Consider the following 16,481-nt stretch of genomic DNA (forward strand, 5'->3'; position numbering starts at 1 on the left):
GGTCGGGGGACGGACTGGGAGGCACCGACGTGACCGACGGCTGGGACTGGCGCCAGCCCGGCGGGACTCCGGCACCGGCGGGACCGCCGGCCGGGGCGACGCCGGTGGGGCCGCCTACGGCGCCGCACGGCGCCCCGGGCGGGACGACATCGCCCTGGTGGTCCGACGCGTTGGCCGACCCGTGGCGTGACCCGTACGCGCCGGCCGCCGTGGTCATCCCGGGCGCGCCCGACGCCGGGGCCGCGCCGGAACCGGTCAGTGACCCGGACGCCCCGGGCCGCCCGAAGCTGCGCCAGCTGCTGCTCGTCCCGCTGATCACCGCGCTGCTCGCCGGGTCGCTCGGCGGAGCCCTCGGGTACGCCTTCGCGGTCCGCGGCGGGGCCGGTGGCGGGGTGGCGCTCGGCGCCCGACCGGCCGAGGCGCCGGGCCTGGCCCAGCGTCGCCCCGAGTCGCTGGCCGGGGTCGCCGAGAAGGTCCTGCCCAGCGTGGTGACCGTCCGGGTGTCCAGCCTGGGCGGGGTGAGCGAGGGCTCGGGCTTCATCGTCAGCGCCGACGGGCACGTGATCACCAACGACCACGTGGTCTCCGGCGCCACCGGCCGGGCCTCGGTGGTCTTCAACGACGGCAGCACCGCGCCGGCCACCGTCGTCGGCCAGGACCCGGAGTCGGACATCGCGGTGATCAAGGTCAGCCGCACCGGGCTGCGCCCGGTGGAGTTCGGCGACTCCGACGCGCTGGCGGTCGGCGACCCGGTGCTCGCCATCGGCTCGCCGCTCTCGCTGGCCAACACCGTCACCGCCGGCATCGTCAGCGCCCTGGACCGCACCATGCAGGCCGGGGAGCCCGGCGGCCCGGTCCGCTACTACGCGGCGATCCAGACCGACGCGGCGGTCAACCACGGCAACTCCGGCGGCCCGCTGGTCGACTCCGCCGGCCGGGTGATCGGGGTCAACTCCACGATCAAGTCACTGGTCGCCGAGGGGCAGGAGGCGGGCAACATCGGCCTCGCCTTCGCCATCCCGATCAACCAGGCCAAGCGGATCACGCAGGACATCATCGGCACCGGCAAGGCCCGCCGTACGGTGATCGGCGCTCAGGTGGGTGGCGCCGGCACGGTCACCGGCGGTGCCGGCGTACGGCTGGCGGCGGTGGAGCCGTCCGGGCCGGCTGCCGGCGCGGGGCTGAAGGCCGGGGACGTGATCCTCAAGCTGAACGGCCGCCCGATGACCGAGCCGATCGACCTGATCGCGCTGGTCCGCAAGTTCGCGCCGGGATCCGTGGTGACGGTGGAGTACCGGCGAGGGTCGGCCCGGCAGAACACCTCGGTGACGCTCGCCGCAGACGCCAAGTGAGGCCCGGTCACCCCCTCCCGGCCGGGCACCCGACGTGCGTAGTCTTGCCTTGACGCCGACGAGGAGGCCCCAGCAGTGCTCGACAACCTGAACTGGTGGGAGATCGGTGCGCTGCTGCTCCTGGCGCTGCTGATCTTCGGTGACCGGCTGCCTAACGTCATCAACGACGGCCTGCGGATGGTCCGCAACCTGCGCGGCATGGCCCGCAACGCGACCGGCGACCTGAGCCGCGAGTTGGGCACCGACATCCAGTTGGAGGACCTGCACCCCAAGGCGTTCATCCGCAAGCACCTGCTCAGCGAAGAGGACGAGCAGGCGATCCGGAAGCCGTTGCAGGGCGTCTACGACAATCTGCGGTCGGACGTGACCGGCGTGCACAACGAGCTCAAGGACGTCGCCGACGCCGCCGATCCGCGTGGCAGGGGCGGCCGCAAGGCCACCGCCACGGGCGGCGCGCCCGCCCCGGCCCCCCGCCCCAGCTACGACGACGCCACCTGACGCGTCCCGCACTCCCCACCTGACCCGCACCCGCACCACGCCCCCGTCGCGCGCGCTTCGTGCCCGACCCGGGCAGGGCGCGCGGAGCGTGCACATACAGAGAAAGAGTGGCCTCCCGAGCGCGGAAGGCCACTCTTCTCTGTATCTGTGCGGATCTTGGGGCGCGTGGAGCGCGGGGGAGGGAGGCGCGGGTCAGCGGCCGGCGGGCTTGAGGCCGAGGGGCTTGCCGAGGAGGGACTCGCGGCGGACGGCGAGGCGGTCGGCGATCTGGGCCAGCGCCTTCGAGGCCGGGGCGTCCGGCTCGGCCAGCACGATCGGGTTGCCGGCGTCGCCACCCTCGCGTACCCGGGTGTCGAGCGGGATCTGACCCAGCAGCGGCACCTGCGCGCCGATCGTCCGGCTGAGGGAGTCGGCCACGGCCTGGCCGCCACCGGCACCGAAGACCTCCATCCGCGAGCCGTCGGGCAGCTCCAGCCAGGCCATGTTCTCGATGACGCCGACCACCCGCTGGTGGGTCTGCAGGGCGATCGCACCGGCCCGCTCGGCGACCTCGGCGGCCGCGGCCTGCGGCGTGGTCACCACCAGGATCTCGGCGTTCGGCAGCAGCTGGGCGACCGAGATGGCGATGTCGCCGGTGCCCGGGGGGAGGTCGAGCAGGAGCACGTCCAGGTCGCCCCAGTAGACGTCACCGAGGAACTGCTGGAGCGCCCGGTGCAGCATCGGGCCGCGCCACACCACGGCGGCGTTGCCCGGGGTGAACATGCCGATCGAGATCACCTTCACGCCGTGCGCCTGCGGCGGCATGATCATGTCCTCGACCCGGGTCGGGCGGCCGTCCGCGCCGAGCATCCGGGGCACCGAGTGGCCGTAGATGTCCGCGTCGACCACGCCGACCGAGAGGCCCCGGGCGGCCAGCGCGGCAGCCAGGTTGACCGTCACGCTCGACTTGCCGACGCCACCCTTGCCGCTGGCCACCGCGTACACCCGGGTCCGGGAGCCGGGCTGGGCGAAGGGGATCACCGGCTCCTCGGTGGCGTTGCCCCCGCGCAGCTTCGACTGGAGTTCCTGGCGCTGCTCGGGGCTCATGACGCCGAACTCGATCTCGACGCCCGTCACGCCGGGGACCGCCCCCACGGCGGCGGTGATGTCGGAGCGCAGCTTGTCCTTCAGCGGGCAGCCGGCGACGGTGAGCAGCAACTCGACGCGTACGACGCCGTCGTCGCCGACCACGGCGGAGCGGACCATGCCGAGGTCCGTGATCGGGCGGCGGATCTCCGGGTCGTTGACGGTGGCCAGGGCGGCCTGGATCGCGTCGGAGATGGTGCTGACGGGAGCTGACATGCCCGCAATGCTACGTCGGGGGTGATCCGTCGCCGCCGCCAGCGGGGCCGGTGTGAGCGAATCGATGGCCCCACGGGCGGGCCCGGGCCCCTGTCGGTCAGCCCTCCGGCCGGCCGTCGCGGGCGTAGTCGCCGTCCAGGTCGTCGCGGGGCTCGTCGAGGCCCTCGCCGCCCCGCCGTACGGCCTTCTCCTGCTGCCGGCGTTCCAGCCGCTGTCGGCGCTGGGCCGCCTCGTCCAGCTCCTCGGCCAGCCGGGCCAGCTCCGAGCGGAGGAAGTCCCGGGTGGCCACCTCACCCATGGCGATCCGCAGCGCGGCGATCTCCCGGGTCAGGTACTCCGTGTCGGCCTTCTGCAGGGTGGCCCGCCGCCGGTCCTCCTCCAGCGCCACCCGGTCCCGGTCGGCCTGCCGGTTCTGCGCGAGCAGGATCAGCGGGGCCGCGTACGAGGCCTGCAACGACAAGATCAGGGTGAGGAAGGTGAAGGTGTACGGGTCGAAGCGCAGGTGCGCCGGCGCCAGGGTGTTCCAGCCGAACCAGAGCGCGATGACCACCGTCATGTAGACGATGAAGTTCGCCGTGCCCATGCCCCGGGCGATCCCCTCGGACCACCGGCCGAAGGCCTCCGGATCGAACCGGGGCAGCTTGACGCCCCGGGGCTCGCGCGGCTGGTCCAGTCGCTCGGCCCGTCGCTGGTCAGCCATCAGCGCCGTCCGTCCCCTCGGCGGGGCCCGGGGCCGGTCCGGCGTGCCGGTCCCGCCAGTCGCGCGGCAGCGAGTGGTCGAGCACGTCGTCGACCGTGACCGCGCCCACCAGCCGGTTGTTGCGGTCCACCACCGGCATCGCGACCAGGTCGTAGGTGGCCATCCGGCGGGTGATCTCCGGCAGGGGGGTGGTCGGCCGCAGCGGGTCGATGTCGTTGACCACCACCCCGCCGAGCATCTCCGCCGGCGGCTCTCGGAGCAGCCGCTGGAAGTGCACCATGCCCAGGTAGCGGCCGGTGGGCGTGGTCATCGGCGCGCGGGCCACGAACACCTGGGCCGCGACGGCCGGGGAGAGCTGCTCCTCCCGGATCCGGGCGAGCGCCTCCGCGACGGTGGCGTCCGGCGGCAGGATCACCGGCTCGGAGGTCATCACGCTGCCCGCCGTACCGGAGGCGTAGCGCAGCAGCTGGCGGACCGGGTCGGCCTCGTTCGGCTCCATCAGGTCCAGCAGCACGTCCTGCTCCGGCGGCGGCAGCTCGTTGAGCAGGTCGGCGGCGTCGTCCGGGTCCATCTCCTCCAGCACGTCGGCGGCCCGTTCCCGGTCCAGCGCGGCGAGGATCTCCACCTGGTCGTGCTCGGGCAGCTCGCTGAGCACGTCGGCGAGGCGTTCGTCGTCCAGCGCCGCCGCGACCTCGTTGCGCCGCGCGTCAGGCAGGTCCTGCAGGGCGTTGGCCAGGTCGGCCGGGCGCATGTCCTCCAGCACGGCGAGCAGGTTGGCGGTACCCCGGTTGGCGGCGATGCCGCTCAGCCCGCGCACCCGGTCCCACTCGACCTGGTGCAGGTGGCCCCGGCGGGTGAGCCGGCCGGTCTGCTCGCGGACGGCGACCCGGGACAGCGACCACTCGCCACCCCGGCTGCACTCCATCGCCACGTCGACCACCGCGCCCGGCTGGCCGCCCGGTTCGAGCTGGACCCGCCGGTCCAGCAGCTCCTGGAGCACCAGCAGCTCGTTGGGGCGCTTCTCGAAGCGGCGCAGGTTGAGGGTGCCGGTGCCGAGCACCACCGCGTCCGCGTCGATGGAGGTGATCCGGTTGATGGACAGGAAGATCCGCCGGCGCATCGGCATCTCGGCGACCAGACCCACCACCTCGGGGGGACGTTGGGTCGGCCGGATCCGGGCCACCGCGTCACGCACCCGGCCCACCTGGTCGCCGTTCGGGTCGAAGACGGCGACTCCGGCGAGTCGGGCGATGTAGACCCGGTTCGGCGTGCTCACGGGCACCAGCCTAAGCGCCTAGTGTTTATCAACATGTCGACCTTGGCCTACGAGATCGTGGACGTCTTCACCGATCGCCCGTTCGCCGGCAACCCGCTGGCCGTGGTGTTCGGTGCCGAAGGGCTCGCCACCGAACAGATGCAGGCGCTCGCGCTGGAGTTCAACCTCTCGGAAACGGTGTTCGTGCTGCCGCCCACCCAGGTCGGGGCCACGTACCGGGCCCGGATCTTCACCCCGGCCGCGGAGTTGCCGTTCGCCGGGCACCCCAGCGTCGGCGCGGCGGTCACCGCCAGCCGGCGCGGCATGTTCGGTGTGGGCAGTATCACCCAGGAGTGCGGTGCCGGGGTGCTGCCGATCGAGGTCGGCGAGACCGGTGCCACCCTGACCGGCGGCACCCCCACCCTCGGCCCGGAGCTGGACCCGGAGCCGCTGCTGGAGATGGCCGGCCTCACCGCCGACGACCACGCCGGCCCGGCGCCCCGGGTGGCCGGCTGCGGGCTGGAGTTCCCCTACCTTCCGGTTCGCCCGGACGCGGTGGCCCGCGCCAAGGTCAACGCGGCGGCGGCGGAACGGTACGGGGTGGAGCATGTCAGCGTCTTCTCCTGGGACGCCGAGGCGCAAACCGCGCACGCCCGCGTCTTCGTGCCCGGGCTCGGCGTGCCGGAGGACCCGGCGACCGGCTCAGCCGCCCTCGGGCTCGGCGTCTGGCTGGTCGCCAGCGGGCTGCTCCCCGGCGACGGGCGGTCCGCGTACGCGGTCCGCCAGGGCATCGAGATCCACCGCCCGTCGGCGCTGGCCTGCACGGTGACCGCGGCCGACGGGGCGGCGGTCGGCGCCACCGTCTCCGGTCAGGTCATGGCGGTGGCCCGGGGCGAGATCCTGGTCCCGCCGTTCGTCGGTTGACCGGTGACCGCACGCCCCACGTACGAGAGGATGCCGGTGTGACGGACGAGGTGGACGCCCCGGTGTCGACGCCCCTGGTCGACGAGGCGATGAAGAAGGCGGCCGTGGCCTGGGTGAGGGTCGGCGACGGCCCGGCGCTGGCGCTGTGGTGCGTGCCGCTGGAGGGGTCGCTCTTCGTGGTCAGCGGGCCGGGTGAGCAGTCCGCGCCCGGGCTGGCCGAGGCGGCGCAGGCGCGGGTGACCCTGCGCGGCGACCACGGCGGGCGGATCGTGACCTGGCCGGCCCGGGTGACCCGGTTGGCGCCGGGCACCGAGGCGTGGGAGACCTCCGCCCCGCTGGTGGCGGCGAAGCGGCTGAACGCCCCCGGGCCCACCGCCGACCTGGTGGCCCGCTGGGCGGCCGACGGCTGCGCGCTGACCCGGCTCGCCCCGGCCGGCGCGCCGGACGCCGGCACGGACCTGCCGGCCGACTCGCTGGCCGAGGTGCCGCGCGAGACTCCCGCCGTGCGCGCCACCCGTAAACCCTTCCGCCTGCACAAGGTCCGCCGCCGTTGAGCGGCTGTCGGGAAACCGCGCCCGGGGTTTCCCGACAGCCGCTGAGCGCTCAGCAACCCACCGGCACCGCGTCGACCAGCTCGACCACCTCGCTCAGCGAGCCGACGACCGGGCCGTCCCAGTCCGGCTCGGCGTCGAAGACCAGGTGACCGGCCAGGTCGGGGGCGGCCAGCCGCACGGCGGTCATCCCCGCTCGCTGCGCGCCGGTCAGCTCCCGGCTGCCGCCGTCACCGACGTAGAGGCAGTCCTCGGGCCGCACGTCGAGCCGACGGCAGGCGGCCAGGTAGAGCGCCGGGTCCGGCTTGCACCGGCCGACGTGGACGGAGAAGACCCGCGCGTCGAGCAGCGGGGCGACGGCCAGCTGCGGCAGGAACGCCGGCAGCTCGTGGGTGCAGTCGCTGACCACGCCGGTGCGGACGCCCCGCTCGCGCAGCGCGGCGAGCGCGGGTACGGCGTCGTCGCGCAGCCGGGTGTCGGCGCGTACCGCCCGGTGCCGGGAGGCCACCGCCGCCCGGACGGCGTCGTCGGAGGGGTGGACGCCGGCCTGGGCGCAGACCCAGCGCAGCGTCGCCTCGGCGTTGCCGTGCCGGCCGCTGGCCCGCTGGTAGAAGGTGCGGTCGAGGACCGCGGCTAGCGTGTCGACGGGACAACCGAGCAGCTCGGCGGTGGTTTCGTGGGCCGCGCCTCGCTGGACGCAGCGGGTCAGGGTGCCGAAGAAGTCGAACAGCACCGCGGGGTACCTGGGCATGGGAAAGCGCCTCCGGACGTCGAGGGATCGCCGGCGCGGACGCGCATGATCGTAACGGAGCGTTGACGCTGAGTGGTGTCCAAAGTTGTGTGAGTATTGCTCTCCGTGTCTCCCACCCCGCACCGCCCGACGGTGGACCCGCTGACGGTCGGCGTTCTCGCGCTCGCCGTCGCCGCCGTCTCCTCCTCCGCCCCGCTGATCGCCTTCGCCGCGGCCCCGGCACTGGCCGTCGCGTTCTGGCGCAACCTGCTCTCGGTCGCCGTGGTCGGCCCGTTCTCGCTGGCCCGCCGCCGGGCCGAGTTCCGGGCGCTGACCGTGGGGGCGGGCCGGCGGGAGGGCTGGTACTGCGCGCTATCCGGCGTGGCGCTGGCCGCCCACTTCGCCACCTGGATGCCGAGCGCGCAGCTCACCTCGGTCGCCGCGGCGACCGCGCTCGGTGCCACCCAGCCGGTCTGGCAGGGGCTGATCGCCCGCTGGCAGGGCCGCCACCTGCCGTACGCCGTCTGGGTCGGCATCGCGGTGGCCGTGACGGGCGCGGTGCTCGCCACCGGGGCGGACGTCGCCGTCTCCGGGCGGGCCTTCGCCGGGGACCTGCTGGCGATCACCGGCGGCCTGTTCGCCGCGGTCTACACCGCGTTCGGCGAGCGCGCCCGGGCCACCATCAGCACCACCACCTACACCACCATCTGCTACGGGGTGTGCGCGCTGATCCTGCTGGTGGTGTGCCTGGTCGGCGGCGTGCCACTGCGCGGGTACGACTCCGCCACCTGGCTGGCCATCCTCGGCCTGGTCGCCGGCGCCCAACTGCTCGGGCACTCGATGTTCAACTTCGCGCTGCGCCGCGTCTCGGCCACCACGATCAGCGTGCTGGTCCTGCTGGAGGCGCCCGGCGCCGCCCTGATCGGCTGGGTCTGGCTCGGCCAGCTGCCCCGCCCGCTCGCCCTGCCCGGGCTGGCCCTGCTGCTGGTCGGGGTGGCTGTGGTGGTGCTCGGTGGCGCCCGCGCCGGCCGCCGGCCCGAACCGGCCCCGGTCCCTGCCGACGCCGCCCCGCCGGCGGCCTGACTCCGGGTCGCCCCGTCCCCGCCGGGCGGTCGACCAGCAGCCCCGACGCCGAGGCCACCCGGCGCGCGACTCCGGATCGGCCCGCTGGGCCCACCGCCGGCCGCCCCGCCCGCTCGACGCTTCGCGGGAGAACGCCGATTCCACCGCCACGACCGCCGATCGCGCGTGAGAGTGCGGAGGGAGGTGTGGCGAGATGGCGCGGCGACAGGGCGACGAGGACGAGACCGACAGCGGCACCGTCGCCACCCCGTCGGCCGAGTTCCCGCCGCTCGCACCGGAGGAACTGGGCACCCTGCGCCGGATCGGCGGCCGCTGGCGCGCCGACCACCCCGGCGAGCTGCCGATCGACCCGACCCTCGGTCGGCACGGGAAGCGTCCCACCCCGACCCGCTTCGGCCGGCTGGCCCCGATCGCCATGTTCCGCCGGGAGCAGCCGGACGAACTGGTCGCCACCGAACCGGCCAACCTGCCCGGCACCCGGTTCGGCCGGGCGCTGACCCGGCTGCGCCGGGCCGTTTTCGGGCCGCCGCTGTCCAGCGCGGCGGTGCTCTACGAGCGGATGCGCAAGCTGGTGGCGCTGCCGGTGCTCTCCTCCGACCTGCTCAGTTCGGTGGCGTACGGGCCGGAGGCGATGCTGGCCGTGCTGGTGCTGGCCGGCAGCGCGGCATTGGGGCTCTCCCTGCCGCTGGCCGCCGCGCTGGTGGTGCTCATGATCGCCGTCGGCGTCTCCTACCGGCAGACCATCCACGCCTACCCGCACGGCGCGGGGTCGTACATCGTCGCGGGGGACAACCTGGGCGCCGCGGCGGGGCTGACCGCCGCGGCCGGGCTGATCCTCGACTACGTGCTGACCGTGGCCGTCTCGGTGGCCGCCGGGGTGCACGCGGTCACCTCGGCGCTGCCCGGGCTGGCGCCGTTCGCCGTCCCGCTCGGGGTGCTGGTCATCGCGGTGCTGCTCGCCGCCAACCTGCGCGGGGTCCGGACCGCCGGCAACATCTTCGTGCTCCCCACGTACGCCTTCGTGGTCGCGCTGCTGGCGCTGCTGGCGGTCGGCTACCTGCGGGTCGCCGGGCGCGGCTTCACGCCGGTGCCGCCGCCGGCGGTGCCGGCGGCCGAGGGGCTCGGCCTGCTGCTGGTCCTGCGGGCCTTCGCCTCGGGCGCGGTGTCGATGACCGGCATCGAGGCGGTGTCCAACGCGGTCCCGGCGTTCCGCCCGCCCGAGTGGCGCAACGCCCGCACCACGCTGGGCTGGATGGTGGCGATGCTGGTGCTGCTCTTCGCCGCGCTCACCCTGCTGATCCACCTGGCCGGCCTGGTGCCGACGACGGGGGAGACCCTGCTCTCCCAGCTGGCCCGGGTCACCTTCCCGACCGGCCCCTGGTACGGCCTGATCCAGGCCGCCACCGCGCTGATCCTGCTGCTGGCGGCGAACACCGCCTTCAACGGCTTCCCCCGGCTGCTGTTCTTCATGGCCCGGGCCGGCCACGCGCCGCGCCGCTTCCTGCACATGGGGGACCGGCTGGCGTTCAGCAACGGCCTGGTGGCCCTCGCCGCGACCGCCGCGCTGGTCTTCGTCGCCTTCGGCGGGTACACCGAGGCGCTGATCCCGCTCTACGCGGTCGGGGTGTTCCTCGCCTTCACCCTCTCCCAGGCCGGGATGGTGGTGCACTGGCGCCGCCGGCGCGGGGCCGGCTGGCGCGGCAGGCTGGCGGTCAACGCGATCGGCGCCACGCTCTCCGGGCTGGTGCTCGTCACCGCGGCGGTCGCCAAGTTCACCGAGGGCGCCTGGGTGGTGGTGATCGCCGTACCGCTGCTCGTGCTGATCTTCCACCGGGTGCACCGGCACTACCGGAACCTGCACGCCGCGCTGGCCCTGCACCCGCCGCCGGTCGCGCCCGTCGCCGCCGGGCCCGCCGAGGGGGAGGAGCTGCCCCAACAGGTACGCCACCTGGTGGTGGTCCCGATGGCCCGGCTCAACCGGGCATCGCTGCGCGCCCTGGCGTACGCGGTGTCGCTGGGCCAGCCGACCCTGGCGGTGCACATCGCGCCCGAGGAGACGGAGGCGGACCGGTTCCGCGAGCAGTGGCGGGCCTGGGGGGACCACGTGCGGCTGGAGACCATCGTGTCGCCGTACCGGGCGGTGATCGGGCCGCTGGCGCACTACCTGGAGGCGCTGCACGACACCGGGCCGGAGCTGGTGCTGACCGTGATCGTGCCGGAGGTGGTGCTGCGCCGGAGCTGGCACCGCCCGCTGCACAGCCGGACCGAGCAGCGGCTGCGCCGGGCGTTGCGGCCGCTGCCGGGGGTGGTGGTCACCAGCGTCCCGGTGCACCTCAGCGAGTGACCGCCGGGCCGCCCGGTGGGCGGTCAGCGGTCGTGGACCTCGATCACCCGGGTGGTCGGTGCCGCGTCGCCGATCGCCGCCCGCTGCGCCAGCCGGTCCGGGTCGGCCAGGAATCCCGCCAGCCCGGCCCGCGACGCGAACCGGATCAGGTGCACCTCGGTCCGTTCGTCGGTGCTGTGCAACCGCCGTTCCAGCCGTCCGCCGTGCCGCCCGAGCAGCCCGAGCACGGCGTCCTCGTACCGGCGGCCGGCGTCGACGGCGTCGGGTGCCAGGTCGACCACCGCCACCAGGAAGAGTTCCTCGTCCGGCGCGCTCATCCGTCGATGCCGACGGCCTCGGCGCTGGCCGTCCAGAGCCGGGCGGCGAGCTGCGGGTCGGACGCCTTGCGCAGCGGCCGGCGCAGCTTCCGGTCGGCGTAGTAGGCGCCGTCGACCAGCCGGGACGGGTCCTGGTTGGCCAGCCAGACCAGCGTCTCCGCGCCCCTCTCCGGGCTGCGGAACGGCAGCAGCCGCATGCCGAGGGCGACCAGCCGGCTGTCCGCCCCGAACCGGGTCCGCACCACCCCGGGGTGGAAGCAGTACGACCGGACGTCCGGCCAGCGCCGGGCCGCCTCCGCGGTGAACAGGATGTTCGCCTGCTTGCTGGTGCCGTACGCGCGGATCGGCCGGTACGGGCGCAGCGTGGCGTTCAGGTCGTCCGGGTCGAGCGCCCCGCTGCGGTGCGCGCCGGAGGCCGTCACCACCATCCGGCCGACCCGGTCGGCCAGCAGGTTGCTCAACAGGAACGGGGCCAGGTGGTTGGCCTGCATGGAGAGCTCGAAGCCGTCCACGGTGGTGAGCGGTTCCAGCACGATCGCCCCGGCGTTGTTGGCCAGCACGTCGATCCGGTCGTACGCGGCCCGCAGCCGCTCGGCGAGCCCGCGTACGTCGTCGAGCACGGCGAAGTCGGCGCGGAACAGCTCGGGGCGCTCGCCGCAGGCCTCGCGTACCCGGTCGCCGGCGGCCTGGAGTCGGGCCGGGTCCCGCCCGACCAGCACGACCCGGTCGCCCCGGCGGGCCAGGGCCGTCGCGGCAGCCAGGCCGATGCCGGAGCTGGCCCCGGTCACCACCACGGTCCGACGCTCAGTGAGATCTTCCACAGGTCCATTCACCCCGGTCACGGCACGAGGTTACCGTGGCGTCACAACGCCCTTTGGGATCGTTAAGTTCTCGTTCTCGTCATCCAGGTGGCGTCGGCGTGCCCGCCGGACGCTGGAAGGAGCGCATCCTATGGCCGCAGTCGGTCGCCCCCGCCGGTCCTGCCTCGCCGTGCCGGGTTCCAGCGTCAAGATGCTCGGCAAGGCCCAGGGCCTCCCCGCCGACCAGGTCTTCCTCGACCTGGAGGACGCGGTCGCCCCGCTGGCCAAGCCGGACGCCCGCATGAACATCGTCGCGGCGCTCAACGAGGGCGACTGGGCCGGCAAGACCCGGGTGGTCCGGGTCAACGACCTGACCACCCCGTGGACCTACCGGGACGTCATCGAGGTGGTCGAGGGCGCCGGCGCGAACCTCGACTGCATCATGCTGCCGAAGGTGCAGAACGCCGCCCAGGTGCAGTGGCTGGACCTGACGCTGACCCAGATCGAGAAGACCCTCGGCCTGGAGGTCGGCCGGATCGGCATTGAGGCGCAGATCGAGAACGCCGCCGGCCTGGTCAACGTCGACGCCATCGCCGCCGCCTCGCCCCGGGTCGAGACCATCATCTTCGGCCCGGCCGACTTCATGGCCTCGATCAACATGAAGTCGCTGGTGGTCGGCGCGCTGATCCCGGACTACCCGGGCGACCCCTACCACTACATCCTGATGCGGATCCTGATGGCCGCCCGGATGCACGACAAGCAGGCCATCGACGGCCCCTTCCTGCAGATCCGCGACGTCGACGCGTTCCGCGAGGTGGCCAAGCGCTCCGCGGCGCTGGGCTTCGACGGCAAGTGGGTGCTGCACCCCGGCCAGATCGACGCTGCCAACGAGGTCTACCAGCCGGCCCAGGCCGACTACGACCATGCCGAGCTGATCCTCGACGCGTACGAGCACTACACCTCGGAGGCCGGCGGCAAGCTCGGCGCGGTGATGCTCGGCGACGAGATGATCGACGAGGCGTCCCGCAAGATGGCCCTGGTGATCGCCGCCAAGGGACGCGCCGCCGGGATGACCCGCACCTCCACCTTCACCCCGCCGTCGGAGTGAGCCGTACGCCGCCGCCCCGGGCGACCGGGGCGGCGGCACCGGTCAGTAGGTGCTGCGGTCGTAGGTCGACGGGTCCTGGTTCGCCAGCCAGACGAAGAACACCACGATGGCGATGGTGGCCAGCAGTGCGATCACGGTGGCGATCCAGCCCACGATGATGCCGGCGGTGGCGAAGCCCTCGCCGCCTTCACCCCTCTCCCGGATCTGCTTGCGGGACATGTGGCCGAGAATCGCGCCGATGAGCCCGATCCAGCCGCCGAGCCCGTAGCCGCAGAGGCCGAGCGCGCCGAGGATCGAGACGACCATCGCGGCGATGGCCAGACCGTTGGTCTGCGGGGCGGGCGGGTAGCCGTACCCGGGGTAGCCGGTCGGGGGCGGGTAGCCGTGCGGCTGGTACGGATCGACCGGAGCCGCCTGCGGCGGCACCGCGGCGGCGTACGAATCCGGCGGGGCGTACGGGTCCCTGCCCGTCGGCTGCGCCGGGATCGGTTGGCCGCTGACCGGCAGTGTCGGGTCGCCGGCCGGGTTGCTCCAGCCGCCGGACGGTGGGGGATAGGTCATCAGGTCTCTCCGTCGCGTGTGGGTGCGCCGTCAGGGTAGTCATGACCGGCCAAACGAGAGGTCCCCGTGGTGCCGCGTTGCCCGGGACGTCCCGAGCGGGCAGGATCTCGGCATGGCTATCGACGCGCGTGGTGCCGACCGTTCCGGCAGCCGACCGAGGCGGGACGTGAGCCGGCCCGGGCTGGCCCGGCGTACCCGCGCCGTCGCCACCGCCGGGCCGGACGACCAGGACGAGCCGGTGCCGGTGGCCGAGCCGGTCACCATGCGGCTGGACGGGCGGGTCGCCCTGGTCACCGGCGCGGGCAGCCCCGACGGCATCGGGTACGCGACCGCCCGCCGGCTGGCCGACCTGGGCGCCCGGGTGGCGATCGTCTCCACCACCCGGCGGATCCACGAACGGGCCGGCGAGCTGGGCGTGACCGGCTTCGTCGCCGACCTCACCGACGAGTCCGAGGTCGGCGCGCTCGCCGACGCGCTGGCCGAGCAGCTCGGCGACGTCGAGGTGCTGGTCAACAACGCGGGCCTGGCCAGCCGGGCCAGCCCGGAGGTGCTGCGCCCGGTGGCCCAGCTCAGCTACGACGAGTGGCGGGGCGAGATCGACCGGAACCTGACCACCGCGTTCCTGTGCAGCCGCGCCTTCATCGGCGGGATGGCCGAGCGGGGCTGGGGGCGGATCGTGAACCTGGCGGCCACCGCCGGGCCGGTGAACGCGCTGCCCACCGAGGCGGCGTACGCGGCGGCCAAGGCCGGCGTGGTCGGGCTGACCCGTGCCCTGGCGATGGAGATGATCGCCGACGGGGTGACCGTGAACTCGGTGGCCCCGGGCACCATCTACACGGCGGCCTCGACGGTGGCCGAGATCAAGCAGGGGATGGGCACCCCGGTCGGGCGCCCCGGCACCCCGGACGAGGTGGCCGCCGCGATCACCTTCCTCTGCTCGCCGGCCGCCTCGTACATCACCGGGCAGATGCTGGTGGTGGACGGCGGCAACAGCGTCCGCGAGGCGCAGTTCCGCTGACCCCCGCCCGGGTCAGTTGTAGGTGCCGCCGCCGTCGGAGTTGGCCCAGACGGCCAGGGCGATCCAGCCGCAGCAGGCGAGCAGGCCGATCGCGGTGAAGACGTAGCTGAGGATCAGCCCCCAGGTGGCGAGCTGGTCACCGTCCTCGCCGGTCCGCCGGATCTGCCGCTTGGCCAGGTGGCCGAGGACGATCCCGGCCGGGGCGAAGACGAAGGCGAAGACCAGCGACAGGATCGCCATGGTGTTCGGTCCGCCGCCGCCTCCCGGTGGCGGGCCGTACTGGCCGTACGGGCCTTGCGGCGGGTACGCCGGCTGCTGCGCCCACTGCTGGTGCTCCTGCGGCTGCTGACCCCACTGCTGCTGCTCGGGCTGCTGACCCCACTGCGGCTGGTCCGGCTGTTGGCCCCACTGCTGCTGCTCGGGCTGTTGGCCCCACTGCGGCGGCCCGGAGGGCCGGCCCGGCTGCTCGTACGGCGACGGTGGCTGCTCCGGCTCGCCGGGTGGTGGATGACTCACGTCCGTTCGCCTCCTCCGCCGCAGGTCACAGCGCCTCTCTCTTGCGGACGCTACCCGCAGCGGTGAACCTTTTCACAGCGGTTGTGTGGACTGGTCACCTTGGCCTCGACCGTCCCGGGGCCGATACTGACCGAGCGTTCAGTTACCCATGAGTAATGCGCCGATTCCCCGGAGGCTGAGATGGCCAGACTCGCCCAGACGCCCGGCCTGACCGACGTGCAGCGGTCGATCCTGGAAACCGTCCGGGAGTTCGCCGACAAGGAGATCATCCCGCACGCGCAGCGGCTCGAGCACGCCGACGAGTACCCGACCGACATCCTCGACGGGATGCGCGAGATGGGCCTGTTCGGTCTCACCATCGACGAGGAGTACGGTGGCCTGGGCGAGTCCCTGCTGACCTATGCCCTGGTGGTCGAGCAGCTGTCGCGGGGCTGGATGTCGATCTCCGGCATCGTCAACACCCACTTCATCGTGGCGTACCTGATCTCCCAGCACGGCTCCGCGGAGCAGAAGGCCCGGCTGCTGCCGAAGATGGCCACCGGCGAGGTGCGCGGCGCGTTCTCGATGTCCGAGCCGGAGACCGGCTCCGACGTCTCGGCGATCAAGTCGAAGGCCGTCCGCGACGGCGACAACTACGTCCTCAACGGCCAGAAGATGTGGCTGACCAACGGGGCGTACTCGTCGGTGGTGGCCACCCTGGTCAAGACCGACACCGGCGCGGAGTCGGTCTACGGCAACATGAGCACCTTCCTGCTGGAGAAGGAGCCCGGCTTCGGCGAGACCGCGCCCGGCCTGACCATCCCCGGCAAGATCGACAAGATGGGCTACAAGGGCGTCGAGACCACCGAGATGGTGCTCGACGGCGTCACCGTCCCCGCGTCGGCCGTCCTCGGCGGCGCGGACCAGGTCGGCCGCGGCTTCTACCAGATGATGGACGGCATCGAGGTCGGCCGGGTCAACGTGGCCGCCCGGGCGTGTGGCATCTCCATCCGCGCCTTCGAGCTGGCCGTCCAGTACGCCCAGCAGCGCCGCACCTTCGGCCAGCCGCTCGCCAAGCACCAGGCCATCGCCTTCAAGCTCGCCGAGATGGGCACCAAGATCGAGGCGGCCCACGCGCTGATGGTCAACGCCGCCCGGCTCAAGGACGCCGGCCAGCGCAACGACGTCGAGGCCGGCATGGCCAAGCTGCTCGCCTCGGAGTACTGCGCCGAGGTCGTCCAGGAGGCGTTCCGCATCCACGGCGGCTACGGCTACTCCAAGGAGTACGAGATCGAGCGGCTGATGCGGGAGGCGCCCTTCCTGCTCATCGGCGAGGGCACCTCGGAGATCCAGAAGACCATCATCTCCCGGGGCCTGCTCAAGGAGTACAAGCTCTGACCGGTG

17 protein-coding genes are annotated in these 16,481 nt (G+C 73.6%); 9 read left to right on the top strand and 8 right to left on the bottom strand.

Annotated elements, in window-relative coordinates; all coding sequences use genetic code 11:
• The first annotated feature begins 14 nt into the window (after positions 1-14).
• Both KBX37_RS19995 and KBX37_RS20000 read left to right on the top strand, forming a co-directional pair.
• Positions 15-1,352 carry a S1C family serine protease gene (locus tag KBX37_RS19995; RefSeq protein WP_210777483.1) on the top strand — a complete coding sequence of 446 codons (1,338 nt, stop codon included), beginning with the start codon at positions 15-17 and terminating at the stop codon, positions 1,350-1,352.
• Between the two features lie 75 nt (positions 1,353-1,427).
• Positions 1,428-1,850, top strand: coding sequence for a preprotein translocase subunit TatB (locus KBX37_RS20000; RefSeq protein ID WP_210777461.1), 423 nt, complete (start codon positions 1,428-1,430; stop codon positions 1,848-1,850).
• A gap of 192 nt (positions 1,851-2,042) precedes the next feature.
• On the opposite strand, the gene KBX37_RS20005 is transcribed toward KBX37_RS20000, so the two are convergent.
• From KBX37_RS20005 to KBX37_RS20015, 3 genes are all read right to left on the bottom strand, one after another.
• Complete coding sequence (locus KBX37_RS20005) at positions 2,043-3,191, bottom strand: Mrp/NBP35 family ATP-binding protein (protein ID WP_210777462.1); 1,149 nt, start codon at positions 3,189-3,191, stop codon at positions 2,043-2,045.
• Positions 3,192-3,288: 97 nt separating this feature from the next.
• Positions 3,289-3,891 (bottom strand): DUF1003 domain-containing protein, encoded by a 603-nt coding sequence (locus KBX37_RS20010; protein ID WP_154939861.1) that lies wholly within the window; start codon positions 3,889-3,891, stop codon positions 3,289-3,291.
• Entirely contained in the window at positions 3,884-5,167 is a 1,284-nt protein-coding gene (locus KBX37_RS20015; protein ID WP_210777463.1) for a magnesium transporter MgtE N-terminal domain-containing protein, read from the bottom strand. The genes KBX37_RS20010 and KBX37_RS20015 overlap by 8 nt, the downstream gene beginning before the upstream one ends.
• A 33-nt stretch (positions 5,168-5,200) precedes the next feature.
• Between KBX37_RS20015 and KBX37_RS20020 the strand changes: the two genes are divergently transcribed.
• Positions 5,201-6,070 (top strand): PhzF family phenazine biosynthesis protein, encoded by an 870-nt coding sequence (locus KBX37_RS20020; RefSeq protein WP_210777464.1) that lies wholly within the window; start codon positions 5,201-5,203, stop codon positions 6,068-6,070.
• A gap of 89 nt (positions 6,071-6,159) precedes the next feature.
• Entirely contained in the window at positions 6,160-6,624 is a 465-nt protein-coding gene (locus tag KBX37_RS20025; protein WP_210777484.1) for a hypothetical protein, read from the top strand.
• 49 nt (positions 6,625-6,673) lie between these two features.
• Here the strand turns inward: KBX37_RS20025 and KBX37_RS20030 are convergent, their stop codons facing one another.
• A complete protein-coding gene (locus tag KBX37_RS20030; protein WP_210777465.1) occupies positions 6,674-7,372 on the bottom strand; it encodes an HAD family hydrolase in 699 nt (232 codons plus the stop codon).
• 96 nt (positions 7,373-7,468) lie between these two features.
• Here KBX37_RS20030 and KBX37_RS20035 point away from each other — a divergent pair, with 96 nt between their 5' ends.
• Positions 7,469-8,434, top strand: a complete 966-nt coding sequence (locus KBX37_RS20035; protein ID WP_374103802.1) for a DMT family transporter — start codon at positions 7,469-7,471, stop codon at positions 8,432-8,434.
• A gap of 193 nt (positions 8,435-8,627) precedes the next feature.
• Positions 8,628-10,778, top strand: a complete 2,151-nt coding sequence (locus KBX37_RS20040) for an APC family permease (RefSeq protein WP_210777467.1) — start codon at positions 8,628-8,630, stop codon at positions 10,776-10,778.
• Between the two features lie 23 nt (positions 10,779-10,801).
• Here KBX37_RS20040 and KBX37_RS20045 read toward each other — a convergent pair whose 3' ends face one another.
• Positions 10,802-11,095, bottom strand: a complete 294-nt coding sequence (locus KBX37_RS20045; protein ID WP_210777468.1) for a hypothetical protein — start codon at positions 11,093-11,095, stop codon at positions 10,802-10,804.
• Positions 11,092-11,916 (bottom strand): SDR family NAD(P)-dependent oxidoreductase, encoded by an 825-nt coding sequence (locus KBX37_RS20050; protein ID WP_210777469.1) that lies wholly within the window; start codon positions 11,914-11,916, stop codon positions 11,092-11,094. The genes KBX37_RS20045 and KBX37_RS20050 overlap by 4 nt, the downstream gene beginning before the upstream one ends.
• A 130-nt stretch (positions 11,917-12,046) precedes the next feature.
• Between KBX37_RS20050 and KBX37_RS20055 the strand changes: the two genes are divergently transcribed.
• Positions 12,047-13,003 (top strand): CoA ester lyase, encoded by a 957-nt coding sequence (locus tag KBX37_RS20055; protein WP_210777470.1) that lies wholly within the window; start codon positions 12,047-12,049, stop codon positions 13,001-13,003.
• Positions 13,004-13,045: 42 nt separating this feature from the next.
• Here KBX37_RS20055 and KBX37_RS20060 read toward each other — a convergent pair whose 3' ends face one another.
• The gene (locus KBX37_RS20060) at positions 13,046-13,564 is read right to left on the bottom strand and encodes a DUF4190 domain-containing protein (protein WP_210777471.1); all 519 of its coding nucleotides are present in this window, start codon (positions 13,562-13,564) and stop codon (positions 13,046-13,048) included.
• A gap of 112 nt (positions 13,565-13,676) precedes the next feature.
• On the opposite strand from KBX37_RS20060, the gene KBX37_RS20065 reads away from it, so the two are divergent.
• Positions 13,677-14,582, top strand: coding sequence for an SDR family NAD(P)-dependent oxidoreductase (locus tag KBX37_RS20065; protein WP_210777472.1), 906 nt, complete (start codon positions 13,677-13,679; stop codon positions 14,580-14,582).
• A gap of 12 nt (positions 14,583-14,594) precedes the next feature.
• Here KBX37_RS20065 and KBX37_RS20070 read toward each other — a convergent pair whose 3' ends face one another.
• Entirely contained in the window at positions 14,595-15,098 is a 504-nt protein-coding gene (locus KBX37_RS20070; RefSeq protein WP_210777473.1) for a DUF4190 domain-containing protein, read from the bottom strand.
• 180 nt (positions 15,099-15,278) lie between these two features.
• Between KBX37_RS20070 and KBX37_RS20075 the strand changes: the two genes are divergently transcribed.
• The gene (locus KBX37_RS20075) at positions 15,279-16,475 is read left to right on the top strand and encodes an acyl-CoA dehydrogenase family protein (protein WP_210777474.1); all 1,197 of its coding nucleotides are present in this window, start codon (positions 15,279-15,281) and stop codon (positions 16,473-16,475) included.
• The last annotated feature ends 6 nt before the right edge of the window (positions 16,476-16,481 follow it).

It is taken from the genome of Micromonospora sp. U56, from assembly GCF_018070095.1.
GTDB classification, from domain to species: domain Bacteria; phylum Actinomycetota; class Actinomycetes; order Mycobacteriales; family Micromonosporaceae; genus Micromonospora; species Micromonospora purpureochromogenes.

Bases quoted from the DNA above. Each gene is read 5' to 3' on its own strand.
- KBX37_RS20055 (WP_210777470.1), top strand. From the start codon at position 12,047: ATGGCCGCAGTCGGTCGCCCCCGCCGGTCCTGCCTCGCCGTGCCGGGT.
- KBX37_RS20010 (WP_154939861.1), bottom strand. From the start codon at position 3,891: ATGGCTGACCAGCGACGGGCCGAGCGACTGGACCAGCCGCGCGAGCCC.
- KBX37_RS20020 (WP_210777464.1), top strand. From the start codon at position 5,201: ATGTCGACCTTGGCCTACGAGATCGTGGACGTCTTCACCGATCGCCCG.
- KBX37_RS20060 (WP_210777471.1), bottom strand. From the start codon at position 13,564: ATGACCTATCCCCCACCGTCCGGCGGCTGGAGCAACCCGGCCGGCGAC.
- KBX37_RS20005 (WP_210777462.1), bottom strand. From the start codon at position 3,191: ATGTCAGCTCCCGTCAGCACCATCTCCGACGCGATCCAGGCCGCCCTG.
- KBX37_RS20040 (WP_210777467.1), top strand. From the start codon at position 8,628: ATGGCGCGGCGACAGGGCGACGAGGACGAGACCGACAGCGGCACCGTC.
- KBX37_RS20045 (WP_210777468.1), bottom strand. From the start codon at position 11,095: ATGAGCGCGCCGGACGAGGAACTCTTCCTGGTGGCGGTGGTCGACCTG.
- KBX37_RS20025 (WP_210777484.1), top strand. From the start codon at position 6,160: ATGAAGAAGGCGGCCGTGGCCTGGGTGAGGGTCGGCGACGGCCCGGCG.
- KBX37_RS20075 (WP_210777474.1), top strand. From the start codon at position 15,279: ATGGCCAGACTCGCCCAGACGCCCGGCCTGACCGACGTGCAGCGGTCG.
- KBX37_RS20030 (WP_210777465.1), bottom strand. From the start codon at position 7,372: ATGCCCAGGTACCCCGCGGTGCTGTTCGACTTCTTCGGCACCCTGACC.
- KBX37_RS20065 (WP_210777472.1), top strand. From the start codon at position 13,677: ATGGCTATCGACGCGCGTGGTGCCGACCGTTCCGGCAGCCGACCGAGG.